This is a genomic window from Bradyrhizobium sp. 61 (genome assembly GCF_023073075.1).
Lineage (GTDB): Bacteria > Pseudomonadota > Alphaproteobacteria > Rhizobiales > Xanthobacteraceae > Bradyrhizobium > Bradyrhizobium barranii.
The window spans coordinates 1-15758 of record NZ_JADPIU010000057.1; the positions used below are offsets into that span (position 1 = coordinate 1).

The following is a 15758-nucleotide window of genomic DNA, read 5'->3' on the forward strand; positions in this document are numbered from 1 at the left end:
CGATCAGCAAGCCGCCTGACCTTCACCCAACGCCATCACATATAGCTCGCCGTGCCCGCGCGCACGCGACAATCAGGCGGCCTTCGTCGTAGGCGTACCCTTTTCCCGCTTGACCGTGTCGAACAGACGGTCGAGGTCGTCGAGATTGGCCGCGTTGCCGCGCACGCCGGTCACGTTCCGGCCGATCAGCCTGACGGCCCGATCGAGCGCCTCCTGTCTCCGGCCCGTGATGAAGACATAGGCGCCTTCTTCAACGAACCGCCTGGCGCTCGCCAGCGCCATACCGCTCGATCCACCCGTGACAACTGCAACCTTACCTTCAAGCTTTCCCATGACTTCCCCTTTGAGACTCCGAATTTGGTCGTTCGGGGAGGCCCCCGAGAACCTCGACATAGGTCCGCCGGCGTCAGGCGTTGAGTGCGGAAGCACGCACATCGGTGGTGCGAAATCGATCCGGCCGGACGATTGACGCCAGCCGCGACGATCGGTGTCCGCCGTTCGGAATTGGGCCGCGCTTGCCGGCATGGGCTGTGATCTCCGCCCGTGCTACCCACATACGAGATGCTGTTCGATGTATTGGACGGGCTTTGGAAGGCGCACCCCGGCGGTGCTGGATTGCACCATGATCGACTGGGATGACGTTCGCTACTTTCTTGCCGTCGCGCGCGGAGGCTCGGTGCGGGCCGCCGCCGAGCGCCTCGGGGTGAACCATTCGACCGTGCTGCGACGCGTCGCCCAACTGGAGGAACGGCTCGGGGCGCTCATGTTCGAGAAGCTGCCGTCGGGCTACCGCCTGACGGCTGCAGGGGAGGAGGTCCTCGAGCTCGCGGACCAGATGGAGGTGTCGTCGCACCAGCTGGAGACACGCGTCTTCGGCCGCGACCAGGGCGTGCGAGGGCACAAGCCGCATATCGCGATGTCGGTGACGAAATCCTTCACGGGCGTGCTCGCCGGCATTCTGGTCACCGAGGGCAAGATCGATCCGCAGGCGCTCGTGCCGGATTATGTGCCGGAGCTGAAGGCCAGCGCGTTCGGCGATGCGCGCGTGCACGAGGTCATGGATATGACCACGGGGCTCGAATACACCGAAGTCTATACCGACAAGAACTCCCACGTGTGGGGCTTGCGGCGTGCCAACGGCATGGCGCCGATTCCGCCTGACTATGACGGTGCGACCAATATCTTCGATTTCCTTGCCGCGCAGAAGAAGCAGGGCGAGCACGGCAAGGCCTTTGCCTACAAGACCGTCAACACCGATGTGCTCGCCTGGATCTGCCGGCGCGTCAGCGGCATGACGTTGTCCGACCTTCTCTCCGAACGCGTCTGGACGCCAATGGGCGCGGAGGAGGACGCGCATTATCACGTCGATCGCATCGGCACCGAGAGCGGTGGCGGCGGCCTCTCGACCAGCTTGCGCGATCTCGCCCGCTTCGGCGAGACCATGCGCAATCATGGCCGATTCAACGGCCGCCAGATCGTCCCGTCACAGGTGGTCGAGGATATCGCGCGCGGCGGCGATCCCGAGAAGTTCAAGCCGGCCGGCTACACCACGCTGCCCGGCGCGTCCTATCGCAACCAATGGTGGGTCACGCACAATGCCCACGGCGCCTATATGGCGCGGGGCGTCCACGGCCAGGGCATCTACGTCGATCCCAAAGCCGAGATGGTGATCGCGCGCTACGCATCGCACCCCGTCGCGGGCAACGCCGCCAACGACCCCGTGACGCTGCCGGCCTATATGGCGCTGGCGAAGGAGCTGATGGCCGGCGGGTAGGGCGTGGCGGGGGCTGATGGCGTAGGGTGGATTAGCCGAAGGCGTAATCCACCACCCTTCATCGAGCCGCGTTGAAGATGGCGGATTACGCTTCGCTAATCCGCCCTACGGGGCCGACGAATTCGCGACAACTTCCAAACCGCAAGATCGGTCGAGCAAATGATCGCCGTCAGCGGCTATCTGGAGCCGCCACGGAGGAGGGACGATGAAGGCGGCGCTTCAAAACTATCAGGACCGGATGCGGCGGGTGCTGGACCATATCGACCGGCATCTCGACGGCGATCTGGACCTGGAAACGCTGAGCAGCGTTGCGGCCTTCTCGAAATTTCATTTCCACCGGCAGTTCACGGCGACCTTCGGGTTGTCCGTGCATCGCTATGTCCAGCTGGCCCGTATGAAGCGTGCTTCCTACCTGCTGGCCTACAGTGACGCCCTTGGTGTCACTGACATCGCGATGGATGCCGGTTACGACGCACCGGACGCCTTTGCCCGCGCCTTTCGGCAACGGTTCGGGCAATCGCCGTCGTCGTTCCGCAACTCTCCCGACTGGGAGCCGTGGCTTGTGGCCTTCGGGCCTCTCGACAACGCGAGGAGCAAGCTCATGAAGACTTTTACCACCGACGACGTGACGATACGCGATGTGCCCTCCACCAGGGTGGCGATCATGGAGCATCGGGGCGACCCGGCGACGCTCGGCGACACCATCCGGCGGTTCATCGCGTGGCGCAAGGCAGCCGGCCTGCACCCCAGGACAAGTCCGACCTTCAATGTCTGGCGGTCCGAACGGCGTCCTTCCTCGCCCGCCGCTTACAGCACGGACCTCTGCGTCGGGACCGACCAGCCGATCGAGGCGAACGGCGAAGAGATCAAGGCCGGCGAGATCCCTGGTGGACGCTGCGCGGTGCTGCGGGTCGTCGGCTACACCGACAATCTGGAGCCCGCCGCGCTCTACCTCTATCGCGACTGGCTTCCGGCGAGCGGCGAGGAAGCACGCGACTTCCCGATCTATTGCCAGCGGCTGAGCTTCTTCCCGGAGGTGCCGGAGCATGAGACGGTTGCGGACGTGTTCCTGCCTCTGAAATAGCGCCCTCCGACGGCGGACGAACTGGCATCAATCAATATCGCGCGCTCCACACGTCGTACGGTCTGCCCGGAGCGCCAGGCACAGCGGCACGGTCTCACTAATATAAGAGTTGACTTATATTAGTGAAGGCCGATACTCGCCATTGCGCGAAACGATACGGAGGGATGCAATGGAAATCGACGTCGCCAGGGTCTTGGGGCTTGTCACGCGTTCGGTGAAGAATTTCGAGAAGGATGGAAAAGCAGCCAGCACGGTGACGCTGACGCGGCTTTACGAGACCAGCGTCGACGATCTCTGGGACGCAGTGACCAGCCGGCAACGCATTCCGCGCTGGTTCCTGCCGGTCGAGGGAGACCTCCAGCTGGGCGGAAGGTACCAGCTGAAGGGGAACGCGGGCGGCACCATTACGGCATGTGCGCCGCCGACGCATTTTGCAGCGACGTGGGAATTCGGCGGCGGGATGAGCTGGATCGACGTCAAGCTGGCGGCAGAACGGGATCAGGCGCGTCTGACGCTGGAGCACACCGCAATTATCGAGGACCATTGGAATCAGTTCGGTCCTGGTGCGGTGGGTATCGGTTGGGATCTCGCCATCGCGGGATTGGAGCGATATGTTGCGACCGGCGCATCGGTCGACCACGAGACGGCCGAGGCTTGGATGGGCTCTCCTGCCGGCAAGGAATTCATGACGACGAGCGGTGAATATTGGTGCGCGGCGCATGTCGCAAGCGGGGTCGATCCTGACGTGGCGAAGCAGCGCTCCGACCGCACCATCGCCTTCTATCGCGGCGAGATGCCGCCTGACGTCGCACATCCGGGCACAGGAAGCTGATGCACGTCTTCGAGGTCCTCGCCGATCCCGTGCGCCGTCGTATCCTCGAGCTGCTCGCCCCGGGGGAGATGGCGTCCGGTGAGGTCGTTGAAGCGATCGGGGCCGAGTTCGGGATCACGCAGGCGGCCGTGTCGCAGCATCTCAAGGTGCTGCGCGAGAGCGGCTTTGCGACGGTTCGGGCGGAGGCGCAAAGACGGCTCTATTCGGTCGACGGTGCGGGGCTTCGGTCGGTGGATGCGTGGATCGGTCAGTTCAGGAATTTCTGGGAGCCGAAGCTGGACGCGCTGGCGACGGAGATCGCGCGCGGCAAACGGGATCGCCGTCACGCGCCGATGACCAAGCGGAGCGGCAAGAGGGCCTGAGCTCCATGATGTAGGATGGGTAGAGCGAAGCGAAACCCATCAATATCGCGCGTTGAAACCCAATGGGTTTCGCGGCGCTCTACCCATCCTACGCGCTGCCGCGCTCATCTCCCCAGCGCCATCGTAATGCGCCAGAAGCTTGACTATGAGGCCGGGCGGATAGCTTCGATCTTCTCGAACGGCCTGATCAACCGTTCCGCGCTTTCGATATCAGCGCGTTTTCGTCCCGCGCGTTCGCTTGTCATCGACGTGAACGCGCGTTTTGCCGGCAGCAACCTGACGGCCCTTCACGTGGTCGATGAAGGCTCTCAGTTTCGGCATCGTTTGATGACGGCTCGGATAGTAGAGAAACACGCCCGGCGCCATTGGCGCGAAAGACTTCAGGACCTGTACGAGCTTTCCCGTCTTCACCAGGCTGCCGGCGATCGGCGCGGGCACTTGCGCAAGTCCCATGCCTTCCACGGCTGCGCCAAGCATCGTGGGAAAGTCGTGGGCAATCAGCGGCCCCGAGACGATCGCTTCGACTGTCTTGTTGCCATCGACAAGAGACCATGGCGCGATCGATCCGTTGCTGCGGCGAATGCGCAGGCATGCGTGCCGACGCAGGTCGTCGATACGCTCGGGTCGCCCGTGCCGGCTTAGATAGTCGGGGCTGCCGACGACCACGAACGGGAAGGGGGGCGTCAGCCGGACCGCGACCATGTCGGTGGCGATGAACTGGCCCATCCGGACGCCGGCATCAAACCCCTTGGCCGCGAGGTCGACCAATTCCTCGCCTGCGGCGATCTCCACCTCGACCTCGGGATAGGCCTGGCAGAAGGATGCGATCAGCGGCTCCAACAGGATCGGTACCACCGCGCGCGGCACGGTGAGGCGCAACAGTCCAGTCGGCCGCTGCCCAAGATCGCGCGCAACCTCGCTTGCGGCGACGAGCTCCTCGAAAGCAGGCTTTGCGCGCGAGAGGAACCGCGCGCCGGCCTCGGTCAGGCCGACACTGCGTGTCGTGCGTATGAACAGAGCTGCGCCGACACGCGCCTCGAGCGCACGGACCGCCTGGCTGATGGCCGATGGCGTGACGCCGAGCTCCGCGGCTGCCCGGCGGAAACTGCGGTACTGGGCGACGCGCAGGAACGCTTCCACGCCATCGAGCGCGCCTTGTCTGACTGTGAAGTTCTGCTTCATAGCCCATCAACATTATCCCGAATAGTCGCTCGCGCCAATCGATCGTATGTCTCGCTCGCAGATCGGAAGCATCGCTGATGTCGGACATCTGCGACGTCAGCGCGATCTCAGAGAACAAGGGGGACCGCCGTGCTCCTGGAAACGAGACCGATGAAAGTCATCCGCAAATTCGTCGTCATGCTCACCCTAACCCTGATGGGAGCGACTTCCATGACCGATCCATCCGTTGCCCAAACACAAGCCATCTCGCAAGCCATGTCGCCGACGACCACCGGGGTGATGGTCATCCTGACCGTGAAGGCGGACGTCACGCGCGAGCAGGTCATGGCCGTCATGCCCGCTGAAATCCAGCAGACGGTGCAGCTCTATCTCAGTGGGAAAATTCGCGAGTGGTATTCGCGTGGCGATGGGCGCGGAGCGATCTTCCTCGTCGATGCCAGGGATGTCGCCGGGGCGCAGGCGATCATGGGGGATCTCCCATTGGCCAGGCAAGATCTGATGGACCACGAGTACATCGCAATCGGTCCGCTTTTGCCGCTCCGCTTGCTGATGGCCAATCCCGAGCGCCGGCAATAAGGGCGAGACCCGGATGGAGGACGGCCGATGACCACCGAGGCTGCTCCCGCTGCGATCGTCGCGCCGCTTCGGGCCTGGCATAGCCTGCTTTGGCCCGTCCCATTCACGGCAGTATGGACCTGGTTGCTCTACGCGCTAGTCGCGATCTGATTGGAGGCCAAAATGACGACAGAAACGCTGTTCCAGATACATCTTGTCCTCGGTTATGTCGCGTGGCTGCTCTGCTTCGGCACGTATGTCTGGCCCTGGCTCAGGTCGATGGACGGGCGCGACGCGCACCGTGCCATCGCCACGCTGCACAGCTTCCGCTTCTTCGGGCTCGTCTTCATCCTTCCCGGCATCGTGAGCCCGGACCTGCCGGCTGGCTTCGCGGTGTTCGCCGCCTGGGGCGACTTCGCGACCGGGGTGCTGGCCATGCTGGCGCTTCTCACGGTGAGGATACGCGCGCTCTTCTGGCTGTTCGTCGTCGCCTTCAATCTCGCTGGCACGGTCGATCTCGTCGTCGACTACTATGACGCCATCCAGGTCGGCCTTCCCGCGCATGCGGAGTGGCTTGGCTCAACCTACGCGATCCCGATCATCTACGTGCCGCTGCTGATGATCACGCAGGTCTCTGCGTTCTATTTTCTGGTACGCCCTCGGCTCGGCGCTGATGCCGCGGCACTGGCCGGCGCGGGCTGAGACGAACCGCTAAAGTAGGAGTACCCTCCGACAGAGGCCTCGCCCTCCCTACCAATCGGCGGCTGCCTCGAGCAGCCGTTGGCGCATGAAGGCAACGCGCGGCCGTTTGCGTTCCGGTCTGCGTATGAACGGTGAGGATTGAGCCGATCAGGTCACGCAACGGCCGGGCTGCAGAAGCCTTGCGACTTCCGTGAGCGCGCTGACCACAGGCTCGCAGGCAAGTGTCGGCTTACGGCTCTGATTTCGCAGCAGCGTCGGCGGCTTGGTGGTGCGGGCCTGCGCAGACGGAATACGCAGCAAGACCGAGGTATCGGCGAGATCGTTCAAGCGCAGCGAAACCGTTTTCGTCGGAACTGCGAAAGGCTTGCGGTCGGCAAGATGATCTGCCTTGCCGGCGCGATTGACGATGTGGCTTGGCTGTTCGGAGACCGCCTGCCAGCGGTTTACGAGGTCGTGACCTGAAGCGTACTGCACTGCACCGAGCGTCAACGCGGTCGCGACAGCGCCTAGAAGAGCTTTGCGAATCTGTGACATGGCTTCGCTCCTCGCCCCACGGCGATTGTCGTTCCCTACGCAGCGCCCCCTCGGCCCATCGCTTCCTGTGGTCGCTTTCTAATGGCCGGCGGTTTCACCATTCCTTCGTGAACGCCGGAAAATGGTTTCATCCCGGCAGGTTTTGTTTCGTCGCATTGAAGGAGGTCTTGGTTCCCGCCTGCGCACAGCGGTTACGTCCGCGTTGGGTCACAAGCCGACATCTGAGCAAAGACCACAAAGCGTCCGCCAGGGGCCCACAAGCGGAAATGAACGCTGCTCAAGAACAGAATTTCCGATGGGGAAGTCGAAGGCTCAAAACGTTGCAACGCATCGGCGTCGTTGGGGTGGGTGACACCGATCTCATCTCTGTCTGATTTGCCGCTCCAAGCGCAGCGTATGCTCACGCAGGGAATCGTAAATCGGCGCATTACCCAACAGCGTGGGCAGCAGCATCGCCATGAAGCAAGATCCCAGCATCGGCAGCAGCATCGTCACGTTACCGGTCATTTCAGCGACGAGAACGATGCCGGTCACCGGCGCGCGCACAACGCCGGTGAAGAGAGCGGCCATGCCCACCAAAGCAAATGCTTCCGGCTGGATAGAGAGCGCCGGGAATGCAAGACGGCAAGCCGCCCCGAACAGCAACCCAGACTGGGCTCCCAGCACGAGCAAGGGTGCGAACAGGCCGCCGGGCGTGCCGGCAGCGTATGAGAGAGCGCCGAGTCCGAATCGGATCAGGAATGCGCCCCCCAGGATCCCCACACTCTCGTGGCCGATCAGCGCCCGCTGCGTGATCTGATCTCCGCCGCCGACCAGTTCGGGCGCGAACCAGGCCAACATGCCGACGCTTGCGCCGATCAATCCGGCGCGGAGCTCGATCGGTAGCCCTCCAAATCGGTCGCGAAACGCGATGGTCGCGAGCAGGGTACGATTGTATGCGACGGCCAACAGGCCCGCGATACCACCGAGAGCAAGGAAGAGCGGGGCGGACTCAGCGCTGGGATAGCTCAGCGGCGCGACCTGGAAGTCGGGCGCGTCGCCGAGAAGCAGCCTTGCGACCGGGATCGCCGTCGCCAGCGCTGCAAGGGCGGCGACGGCAACACGGTGTTCGAACTTCTGCACCAGTTCCTCCAGAACGAACACGAGCCCGGCAATCGGCGCATTGAAGGCCGTTGCAAGGCCGGCGCCGGCGCCGGCCGCCAGAAGCACTCGCGAGTCCGCCCAACACAACCGGCAGACGCGCGCAGCGAAAACCGCGATACCGGCGCCCATCTGGACGGTCGGCCCCTCACGGCCCAGCGCCAGCCCGGAGCCGATCGCCAGTATTCCGCCGAAGAATTTCACTGGCACCAGGCCAAACGGAGCCGGCGGGATCTCTTCGCGCAGAACAGCTTCGACATGCGGAATGCCGCTGCCCGAAGCGTGTGGCGAGAATTGCCGCACCATCCACGCGGCAACCAGGGTCGCGACACCGCACGCGCCGACGACAGTCAAGAACCCCCAGATTGCGTGGCCATGGGCCCAGGCGATCATCGCATCGCGCAGACGATCGGCATGCGCGAGCAAAAGCCGGAAGATCGCCCCAACACATCCAGTCGCCGCTCCTATGATGAGAGCCATCGCCGCGAGCCCCAACAGGCTGCGACGTTCGTCTGCGACTTGCCGGTCGTCGTCAGGGTTATGGTCCACGGCTGGTCGATGATCCCGAGGCCTTTGCAAGGGATAATCTTTGCCAAAATCACTGGCGAATGTCCCGGAAAAGAATGCTTCCAACTTGACCGAACAACTGCCTCTCCGACCGATATGCTAGGGACCTCACCGCACGTCCCAACGATAAGGTGCGCCGAACCAAGGCCCCGCTTTGGGTCACAGGCTGACTTCGACAACCTGCTTGACCTGGTTCGCTTATCTCCTGAAAGCAGACATTGCAGCCCTCTGAGCAGAGGTTAGCCACGGGCCAAAAACAGACAACTGAAACAGCCGCGACCTGATCAGCCGCAGATGCGCACGCGGCGCTCGCGCCAGCCATGCCCGTCCCAGAAGCGCTGGGTTATCCAGTGGCAGGGCGGGATCGGCTCTCCAACCGGGGCATCGACATAGCCCGACCAGTACGGATAGCCGCCGGGTCCGGGATAAGTGCGCGGATACGGATTGCCGCCGGGGCCGTAATCATAGCGCGGACCAGCATAAGCCGGCGAGGCTGCTGAAACGACCAAAGTCGCGACGGCAGCGAGAGCCAACAACGTCTTCCTCATGGTGATACCTTTCCAACGCTGCGAAGGCTGCAAGACGATCGCCGAGCAATGCAGCGTCAGCGTCGACAAGCTGAAATGTCAAGGAGAGTGATCTCAGAGACCTCCTCGGATGTCGCCTTCGGGTCAAAATGCGAGGAACACAGAGTGAGCAAAGTCAGTCCGCTCTACCCCACCAAGCGGACCTCAATGAAAGGTGTCGTCACTTCGCTGATGGGCCAGAAGGCGACGTTGGCTCCCGCCGGGCAAGCACTCGATGCGCGACGGCGAGCCGCTCGTGAAAGCCGACCCGCCGTATGCCGCTTGACGCAGCCCGTCAGCCAATGGCTTCACGGGACGTCGCGATATTACCCACCGCTCCCCTTGATATTCGGCAGGTTTTTCATGTCGAGCATCGGGATCGGGTTTTCCGGGCGCTGCAGATCCGGTCTCCAATCGTTCGAGGCTCCGCCCGGCTTACGCTTGATGCTTGGATAGTCGGCAATCGATTTGTTGAATTCCATCACGACCGGGAAGATTAGTGCCAAGACCCAGCCGTTGTCCTGTCCGGTGTACTTGCCCGGCGACTGCAATGGCATACGTGCCGACATCGCGCCGTTGAAAACCATGTCGTATTTCTCGAATGGGTCCATCGTCAGATTGTAGACCGAGCCAATCGCGCCGAGATTTTGCTCCGGACCGAGCCAAGTGTCCTTGGCCGTCCAGAGATACTTCCACGCGATGCTGAGATCGGGGTTGGTTGGATCACCGCCGACATCCGCCCGCGCTCCCATGAAGCTTTCGCCGTCGATGTAAATCCACGACCTTCGTGCCGAGTGCTTCGCGCGGCCGAGGATGTACTCGCTGTTGTCGATGCTGTCGAAGTAGATTGGCCTGCCATTATCGTCGGTCCATGCGCCGTGCGGCGGCGGGCTCAGGCCGACCATCTTGGCGAGCGTTGCCCAGCAGTCGATATGGGACATCATTTCATGGTAATTTGCACCGGCGGGAATGTGTTCGGGCCACCACATTAACCCGGGTACGCGCCAGCCTCCTTCAAATGCTGAACCCTTTTCGCCGCGGAAAGGCGTGGTGCCCGCATCAGGATAAGCATCCTGCCACGCCCCGTTGTCTGCCGTTACGATCACAATCGTATTCGGCGCTTCGGCACGGATCGCGTCCATGATCCGGCCGATGTCGTCATCGAGTTCTATCACCGAGTCCGAGTAATCGCCCAACCGCGACTTCCCGGCGAATTTTGATGATGCGTTGGTCGGGTTGTGCATCTTCATGAAATTGACGTCCATGAAGAATGGCTTGGCGTCCTTGGCGTGCTTCTTGATGTAATCGATTGCGTAATCAGCCTGCCGGACGTCAAAGTTGGCGAGGTAATCGTACGTAATGTACTCGCCTCTCTTCGCCGGTTGTCCAGCAACTCCCTCCCACTCGTACATGTTTACGACATCAAAATAGGCTTTCGCGATCTCTGGGTTGTACGAGGGAAACCATGGATGAAACCACTTGGACGTATCGGCATAGGTGTAGACGCCCGGATAGTATGCGGCGAACGCCTTCATCTCGTCGAACCCGTGCTCGATCGGATAGGACTCCGGCTTATCACCGAGATGCCACTTGCCAGAAAAGTAGGTGGAGTAGCCGTTCTTTTGAAAAAATTCGGCTATGGTCGGCGTCTCCTTTTTGAGCGCATTCTCATCGCCCGGAGCGACCACGATGGAGAGCGCCGAACGGATCGGAATACGTCCGGTTATAAACGAGGCGCGGCCTGCCGTGCAGCTTGCTTGCCCGTACCAGTTCGTGAACGTCGCGCCTTCCTTAGCGATCCGGTCGATGTTTGGTGTTGGATGGCCGAGCGCGGCGCCACCCCCGCTATAGGCGCCGAAATCGTTCCATCCAGTGTCATCCGTCATTAGCATGACGACATTTGGCCGCTTCTGTTGTTGCGCGAATGTCGGCATAGATGTCAGTGCCACGGCAGCAACACCCGCCAGCAGGCCACGCCACAATGCGCGTTGAGTTTTCATGAACAGTTCCTCCATTTTAACCCCCACTGATGGTGACCGAGACACAGTGCCGCACGCTTCTATTGATTTAGATCAACGTTGGCTAAGGGGACTTTTCGCAGAGACCCGTCTTTTGGCGCGACCCGGAGCACGCTGGTAGCTAGGGCGACAGCGAGAAAGCTTTGCGTCGCGCGTTCTCGCTCCCGCCTCGGTTCGTGGATGTAGCTGCATGACTTGGCGGGCGAGGTTGCAAACGCCCCGGACGTCGGCTTCGGGTCGATAGTGTTGAAAAAGTCTTTTTGGGGTGACGACCAAAATTTTTCAGGGCTGCTGGTGCGTTTCGCACGTGGCGATATGAGGGGCCACATCATTTCCCGCAAAAGCGACCACGGAGCTTAGGATGAGCGCTACGGAGTATTGCAGTGGTGGAGCTAGCTAAAAATCAGCTTTTGCGAGATTTTCGGCATCGTTCAGTTTTCGACTTTTGCAACAAAATCGGTCATTAGCTGACAATAGCCGAGCCCATGCGATGTCAGCTTTGGGTCAAAAGCGACGGTTTGGCGATGTCCGCGCTACTTCCGCTTTACCCCCGAAAACCGACATTCATCGTGAGGGGCGGCATGTCTCAAAGGGGCCAATCGCAGACATTCTGCCTGCTCATTCGATCACTTCGTCGGCGGTCAGGAGAGAGTCTCGACCAGCCGCCAAACCAAGCGCCTTGGCCGCTTTAAGGTTTACAACCAGCTCGAACTTGGTTGGCTGCTGTATCGGCAACTCGGCCGGCGTTGCGCCTTTGAGTATTCTGTCCAGATAGATAGCGGTCGCGCGTGACAGGTCAGGCAGGTTGACTCCGTAAGAGACAAGGCCACCGAGCTCCACGCCCTCTCTGGCGGCGTAGATCGTCGGGAGGCGGTTCTTCTCGGCAAAGGGTACAATCCGAGAGTACTGGCTGTACAGCATCGGACTAGGAAACACGACGAGACCATCCGCTCGCGCTTTGGCCAACTCAGCAAACGCGCTTTCGAGATCGGCGGGGCTATCCGCCGGCACAAGTTGAAGGCTTGCTCCGAGAGATCGGGCGGCGCTCTCAATCTCGTTCAGCATCCCCTTCATTGTGCGCTCACCGTATGCACGAGGGTGCCACAAAACGACAACGTGAGAGAGACCGGGAACGATCTCCTTAAGCAGTTGAAGCCGTTTGGACACCAACTCCGGGCCGAGAAATGCCGTCCCGGTGACATTGCCGCCCGGCCGCGCCAGGCTGGAAGCGAGTTCGTCGTCAACGGGATCTGCCATACCTATGCCGACAATCGGAATGGTGGAAGTCGCTTTCTTGGCTGCGCGGACGGCCGGGGTAGCCAAAGCAACAATTGCGTCGACGCGGTGCGTCACGAATTCCTGCGCGTACTCGTTGAGCTTGTCCTCATCGCCGTCTGCGAATTTACGGTAAAACGCGACATTCTTTCCTTCAGTATAGCCGAGCACACGCAATGCCGGCACAAACGCATCGAGAGTCTTTAGACTTGCGTCGGACTTGTCACCGCGGCCGAGTGAAAGCACACCGATCTGATGAAGCTTGGTCGATTGCTGAGCATGACCTGCGAACGGCCACGTTGCAGCCATACCCCCAACAACCGTGATGAACTTGCGCCGTTTCATGCGGCCCTCAGCCAAGCCGAACTATCGTACAGACAAAAGGTGGCGCCTTGGAAGTGTAATCAGGCCGGTGAAAGTCTGCTTTGGGTCAAAATGCGAAGAACACAGAGTGAGCAAAGTCAGTCCGCTCTACCCCACCAAGCGGACCTCAACGAGGAGTGTCGTCACTTCGCTGATGGGTCATCAGCCGACGTGATTGCCTGCGAATAATCTAGGAGTCCGGGCCGCGGAGCGGCACTGGTCGAGGTGTCGGGTCGATCCGGCCGCCGGAGCCTAACAACCATCCAGCCTCCAAGCGGAACGCAAACTTACCTGGCGCCGGAAACTAGATTGCCGACACAGCTTCTCGACGAAACGAATGTCGACCCAGAGGTGTGCGTGTGGGCAGTCGCAAGCTGTTCTATCTCGAGCGTTCGGCCGCCGCCGTTAGCACAGGATAGCGGGCATAGAGCGTGTCGACGCGGTCCCGCCACATCGCCACGAACGCACCCGAGGTGAGATCATCGACCGACTTCCATTCGCGTTTGACCGCAGGCAGCGTATTGCCCCAGATGGCGCGCTTGCACCATCGCTCGCCCTTTGCCGAGCCCTCCCGGGTTGCGCACATCGACTTCCAGGCAATCCGCTGCGGACGGCCGATGTGTTGGGCGGCTCCTTCCCAGCCCTGCTGGTGGATCAGGTAGAGGTCGGAAAGGGTCGGCTTTTTCTGCGTCAATATTTCGAATAGCGCAGCCTCGCTGAGAAACTTGTAGGCGGCACCTACAGCGTTGTCGCGAGGATTGAGGATGTCGCCCGATCCGTATTTGCTGAACTCAAACTTGCTCAGCTGGAACAGGCCGATATAGGAGCCGGTGCGTTGCCTGGGATTGAAATCGGATTCGATTTTGGCGACCGCCTTCATGAAGTTGACATCGACACCGAACGCTTCGGCTGCACGTTCGATCTCCTGGACGGGCGTTCCGAGCGGAACGTCGCTCAACGCCGACAAGGCGATCTTTGCGGGTTTTTCCGGCGGCGGAATTTCCGAGTAGACGTAGTATTTGAGATACGACGGTTTGCCTTCGCCCGGATTGGGCGAAGCAACGGGCGGTCGGTCCTGCTGTAGCGTTGCCGAGTTCTCGGGCGACGCTGCCTCAAGGCTGGCGACCTGCACCATTGGCTCTTGCGAAGTGGTTACATCGGACGGCGGCACCGAGTCCGGCGCCGCGGCGCTGAATCCCGCCGCAACGATCGCATTAGCCGATAATCCTGTATCGAATTTCGTCTCGATGGCCGGGGCCGGAAACGCGGCGCCAGCATTTGTCAGAACCGTCGTCACATTCAGCGGGATGCCGCTGAATGCATCAGCCACTCTTGCATTCGGCGTTGCGATGCTTGGGCGCGGTACCGCGATCTGACCAATCGCGACAAGCGAAGTCGCTGTCAGCGCGCCGGCAATACAGCTTGTTTGCCAAATCTTCAATGTCGCCAGCCGCGCGGCCGCGGTCCCCCCCATTCACGTCCCCGACTTGGCACGCAGATTAAGGAGGTGAGGGGATGACAATGGGGCGCACCTGTGGCGCAGGTGCGGCCAGTCTCGGCCGCGTCGCCAAGATTGCCTAAATTGAAAGTTGCGGTCGTGATGCGCCTCCCGCCGAGGAACAGGACGGGCGCCATATCGCGCAACCATCGCTAAACAAGGCATCTTCGTGCGTTAGCGCATCGAGACCGGCGCCCGCGCGCACGCCGCTCCCAAGCATCTCGAGGCCGCGACGTCGCAAGACCCGAGGATGGTTCGCTGGGATGGACAATCGCGATCCGCTTTATGACCGCTAGCGTCGGTCTCAGCGGAGCTGGTCTAGCCAAGCTCAGGTCTGCCGTGACCGTTGTCTCCGCTCGGGCCGGAGCGTTGCAGCTTACCGCAGCGCCTGCCGCATTCTTGCACAACAGTAAACTAGTGCGCCAATGTCTCAGTTGGGTCAATCGCGTCGGTTGGCCCGTAGCTCGACGACTTCCGGTCTACTCCCCGCTCCGGACATGTCGCAAACTGAAGCGATGGGCCATAACCGGACTCATGCGTCGCAGTAGAGTGCCGCTATTCAATCGCCTCATGGGATGGAGAGCTAATTGGGCAACCCCGCTTTCCGAAGACCCTCAATAAACAGCTTTGCGTTTGATAGTCCGGCCCGGGCGATAAGCGCCGATATTGTAAAGGCGGGATCGATCTCAAGCACACGCGCCGCCGCGTCGTGCGCCTCAGCGTCACGTCCGAGATGGGCGAAGGCGGACGCGAGCCATTGGTAAGTTGCCAAATAAAGGTTCTGACGAAGGGCCTTCTTCAATACGACGATGGCTTCGTCAAAGCGGCGAAGCTCGATAAGGGCCTGCCCAATGCCAGTAAGCGTCATGTATAGTAGCGGGTCTACTGGGCTCATGCGAACGGCACGTTCAAAGCTCCAGATCGCTTCCTCCGGCAGCCCCGCAATTCTATAGACATGGCCTCTGCAGCTCCATGTGAGCCATGAATTTGGGTTGAGCCCGACCGCCCGGTCAGCCATTTCGATCTCGGCTTCACGATCGCCGACCATGAACGCCGAGATTACGGCAGCCCTTGCTAACGTGTCCGGATCGCCATCGTCGATGCTCAATGCCAAACGAGCAAGCCGAACCGCTTCCTTGCGGTCGAACTGAGGATCGTTGGCATAGCCCAAAAGGACGTTGAGCATGTGGCAGACACCTGCCAGAGCCGCGACAGCGCCGAACCGAGGGGCGAGCTCCAAGGCGCGGTGGAACAGTCGGATTGCCTCGGCCAACCCTTCGCGGGTCCTTAGGTAGAACTGCGGCAT

General features: G+C 61.4%; 14 protein-coding genes and 1 pseudogene. 6 read left to right on the top strand and 9 right to left on the bottom strand.

Annotated features, from left to right (window positions below; genetic code table 11):
- Window positions 1-96: 96 nt before the first annotated feature.
- Window positions 97-333: pseudogene (locus IVB46_RS20430) on the bottom strand (SDR family NAD(P)-dependent oxidoreductase); the annotation flags it as partial.
- A gap of 289 nt (window positions 334-622) precedes the next feature.
- On the opposite strand from IVB46_RS20430, the gene IVB46_RS20435 reads away from it, so the two are divergent.
- The 4 genes from IVB46_RS20435 (at window position 623) to IVB46_RS20450 (ending at window position 4052) form a co-directional block, all read left to right on the top strand.
- Window positions 623-1774: a serine hydrolase gene (locus IVB46_RS20435; RefSeq protein ID WP_247343352.1), complete on the top strand. Its 1152-nt coding sequence runs from the start codon at window positions 623-625 to the stop codon at window positions 1772-1774.
- A gap of 205 nt (window positions 1775-1979) precedes the next feature.
- Window positions 1980-2858, top strand: coding sequence for an AraC family transcriptional regulator (locus tag IVB46_RS20440; protein ID WP_247312168.1), 879 nt, complete (start codon window positions 1980-1982; stop codon window positions 2856-2858).
- Between the two features lie 169 nt (window positions 2859-3027).
- Window positions 3028-3690, top strand: coding sequence for an SRPBCC family protein (locus tag IVB46_RS20445; RefSeq protein WP_247312171.1), 663 nt, complete (start codon window positions 3028-3030; stop codon window positions 3688-3690).
- Window positions 3690-4052, top strand: a complete 363-nt coding sequence (locus IVB46_RS20450; protein WP_247312174.1) for a metalloregulator ArsR/SmtB family transcription factor — start codon at window positions 3690-3692, stop codon at window positions 4050-4052. Before IVB46_RS20445 ends, IVB46_RS20450 begins: the two co-directional genes overlap by 1 nt.
- Before the next feature lie 210 nt (window positions 4053-4262).
- On the opposite strand, the gene IVB46_RS20455 is transcribed toward IVB46_RS20450, so the two are convergent.
- Window positions 4263-5234 (bottom strand): LysR family transcriptional regulator, encoded by a 972-nt coding sequence (locus IVB46_RS20455; RefSeq protein ID WP_247312177.1) that lies wholly within the window; start codon window positions 5232-5234, stop codon window positions 4263-4265.
- Between the two features lie 150 nt (window positions 5235-5384).
- On the opposite strand from IVB46_RS20455, the gene IVB46_RS20460 reads away from it, so the two are divergent.
- Entirely contained in the window at window positions 5385-5810 is a 426-nt protein-coding gene (locus IVB46_RS20460; RefSeq protein WP_247312182.1) for a hypothetical protein, read from the top strand.
- 162 nt (window positions 5811-5972) lie between these two features.
- Window positions 5973-6491, top strand: coding sequence for a hypothetical protein (locus tag IVB46_RS20465; protein ID WP_247312185.1), 519 nt, complete (start codon window positions 5973-5975; stop codon window positions 6489-6491).
- Window positions 6492-6638: 147 nt separating this feature from the next.
- Here the strand turns inward: IVB46_RS20465 and IVB46_RS20470 are convergent, their stop codons facing one another.
- From IVB46_RS20470 to IVB46_RS20500, 7 genes are all read right to left on the bottom strand, one after another.
- Window positions 6639-7025, bottom strand: a complete 387-nt coding sequence (locus IVB46_RS20470; RefSeq protein WP_063983766.1) for a hypothetical protein — start codon at window positions 7023-7025, stop codon at window positions 6639-6641.
- Window positions 7026-7385: 360 nt separating this feature from the next.
- Window positions 7386-8714: a H(+)/Cl(-) exchange transporter ClcA gene (gene clcA / locus IVB46_RS20475; RefSeq protein WP_247343357.1), complete on the bottom strand. Its 1329-nt coding sequence runs from the start codon at window positions 8712-8714 to the stop codon at window positions 7386-7388.
- A 302-nt stretch (window positions 8715-9016) separates the two neighbouring features.
- Entirely contained in the window at window positions 9017-9280 is a 264-nt protein-coding gene (locus tag IVB46_RS20480) for a hypothetical protein (protein WP_028157629.1), read from the bottom strand.
- A gap of 344 nt (window positions 9281-9624) precedes the next feature.
- Complete coding sequence (locus IVB46_RS20485) at window positions 9625-11313, bottom strand: arylsulfatase (protein WP_247312193.1); 1689 nt, start codon at window positions 11311-11313, stop codon at window positions 9625-9627.
- A 621-nt stretch (window positions 11314-11934) separates the two neighbouring features.
- Complete coding sequence (locus IVB46_RS20490; RefSeq protein WP_135217354.1) at window positions 11935-12936, bottom strand: ABC transporter substrate-binding protein; 1002 nt, start codon at window positions 12934-12936, stop codon at window positions 11935-11937.
- Window positions 12937-13333: 397 nt separating this feature from the next.
- Window positions 13334-14428, bottom strand: coding sequence for a transglycosylase SLT domain-containing protein (locus IVB46_RS20495; RefSeq protein ID WP_247312196.1), 1095 nt, complete (start codon window positions 14426-14428; stop codon window positions 13334-13336).
- A gap of 607 nt (window positions 14429-15035) precedes the next feature.
- Window positions 15036-15758: a tetratricopeptide repeat protein gene (locus tag IVB46_RS20500; protein ID WP_247343361.1), complete on the bottom strand. Its 723-nt coding sequence runs from the start codon at window positions 15756-15758 to the stop codon at window positions 15036-15038.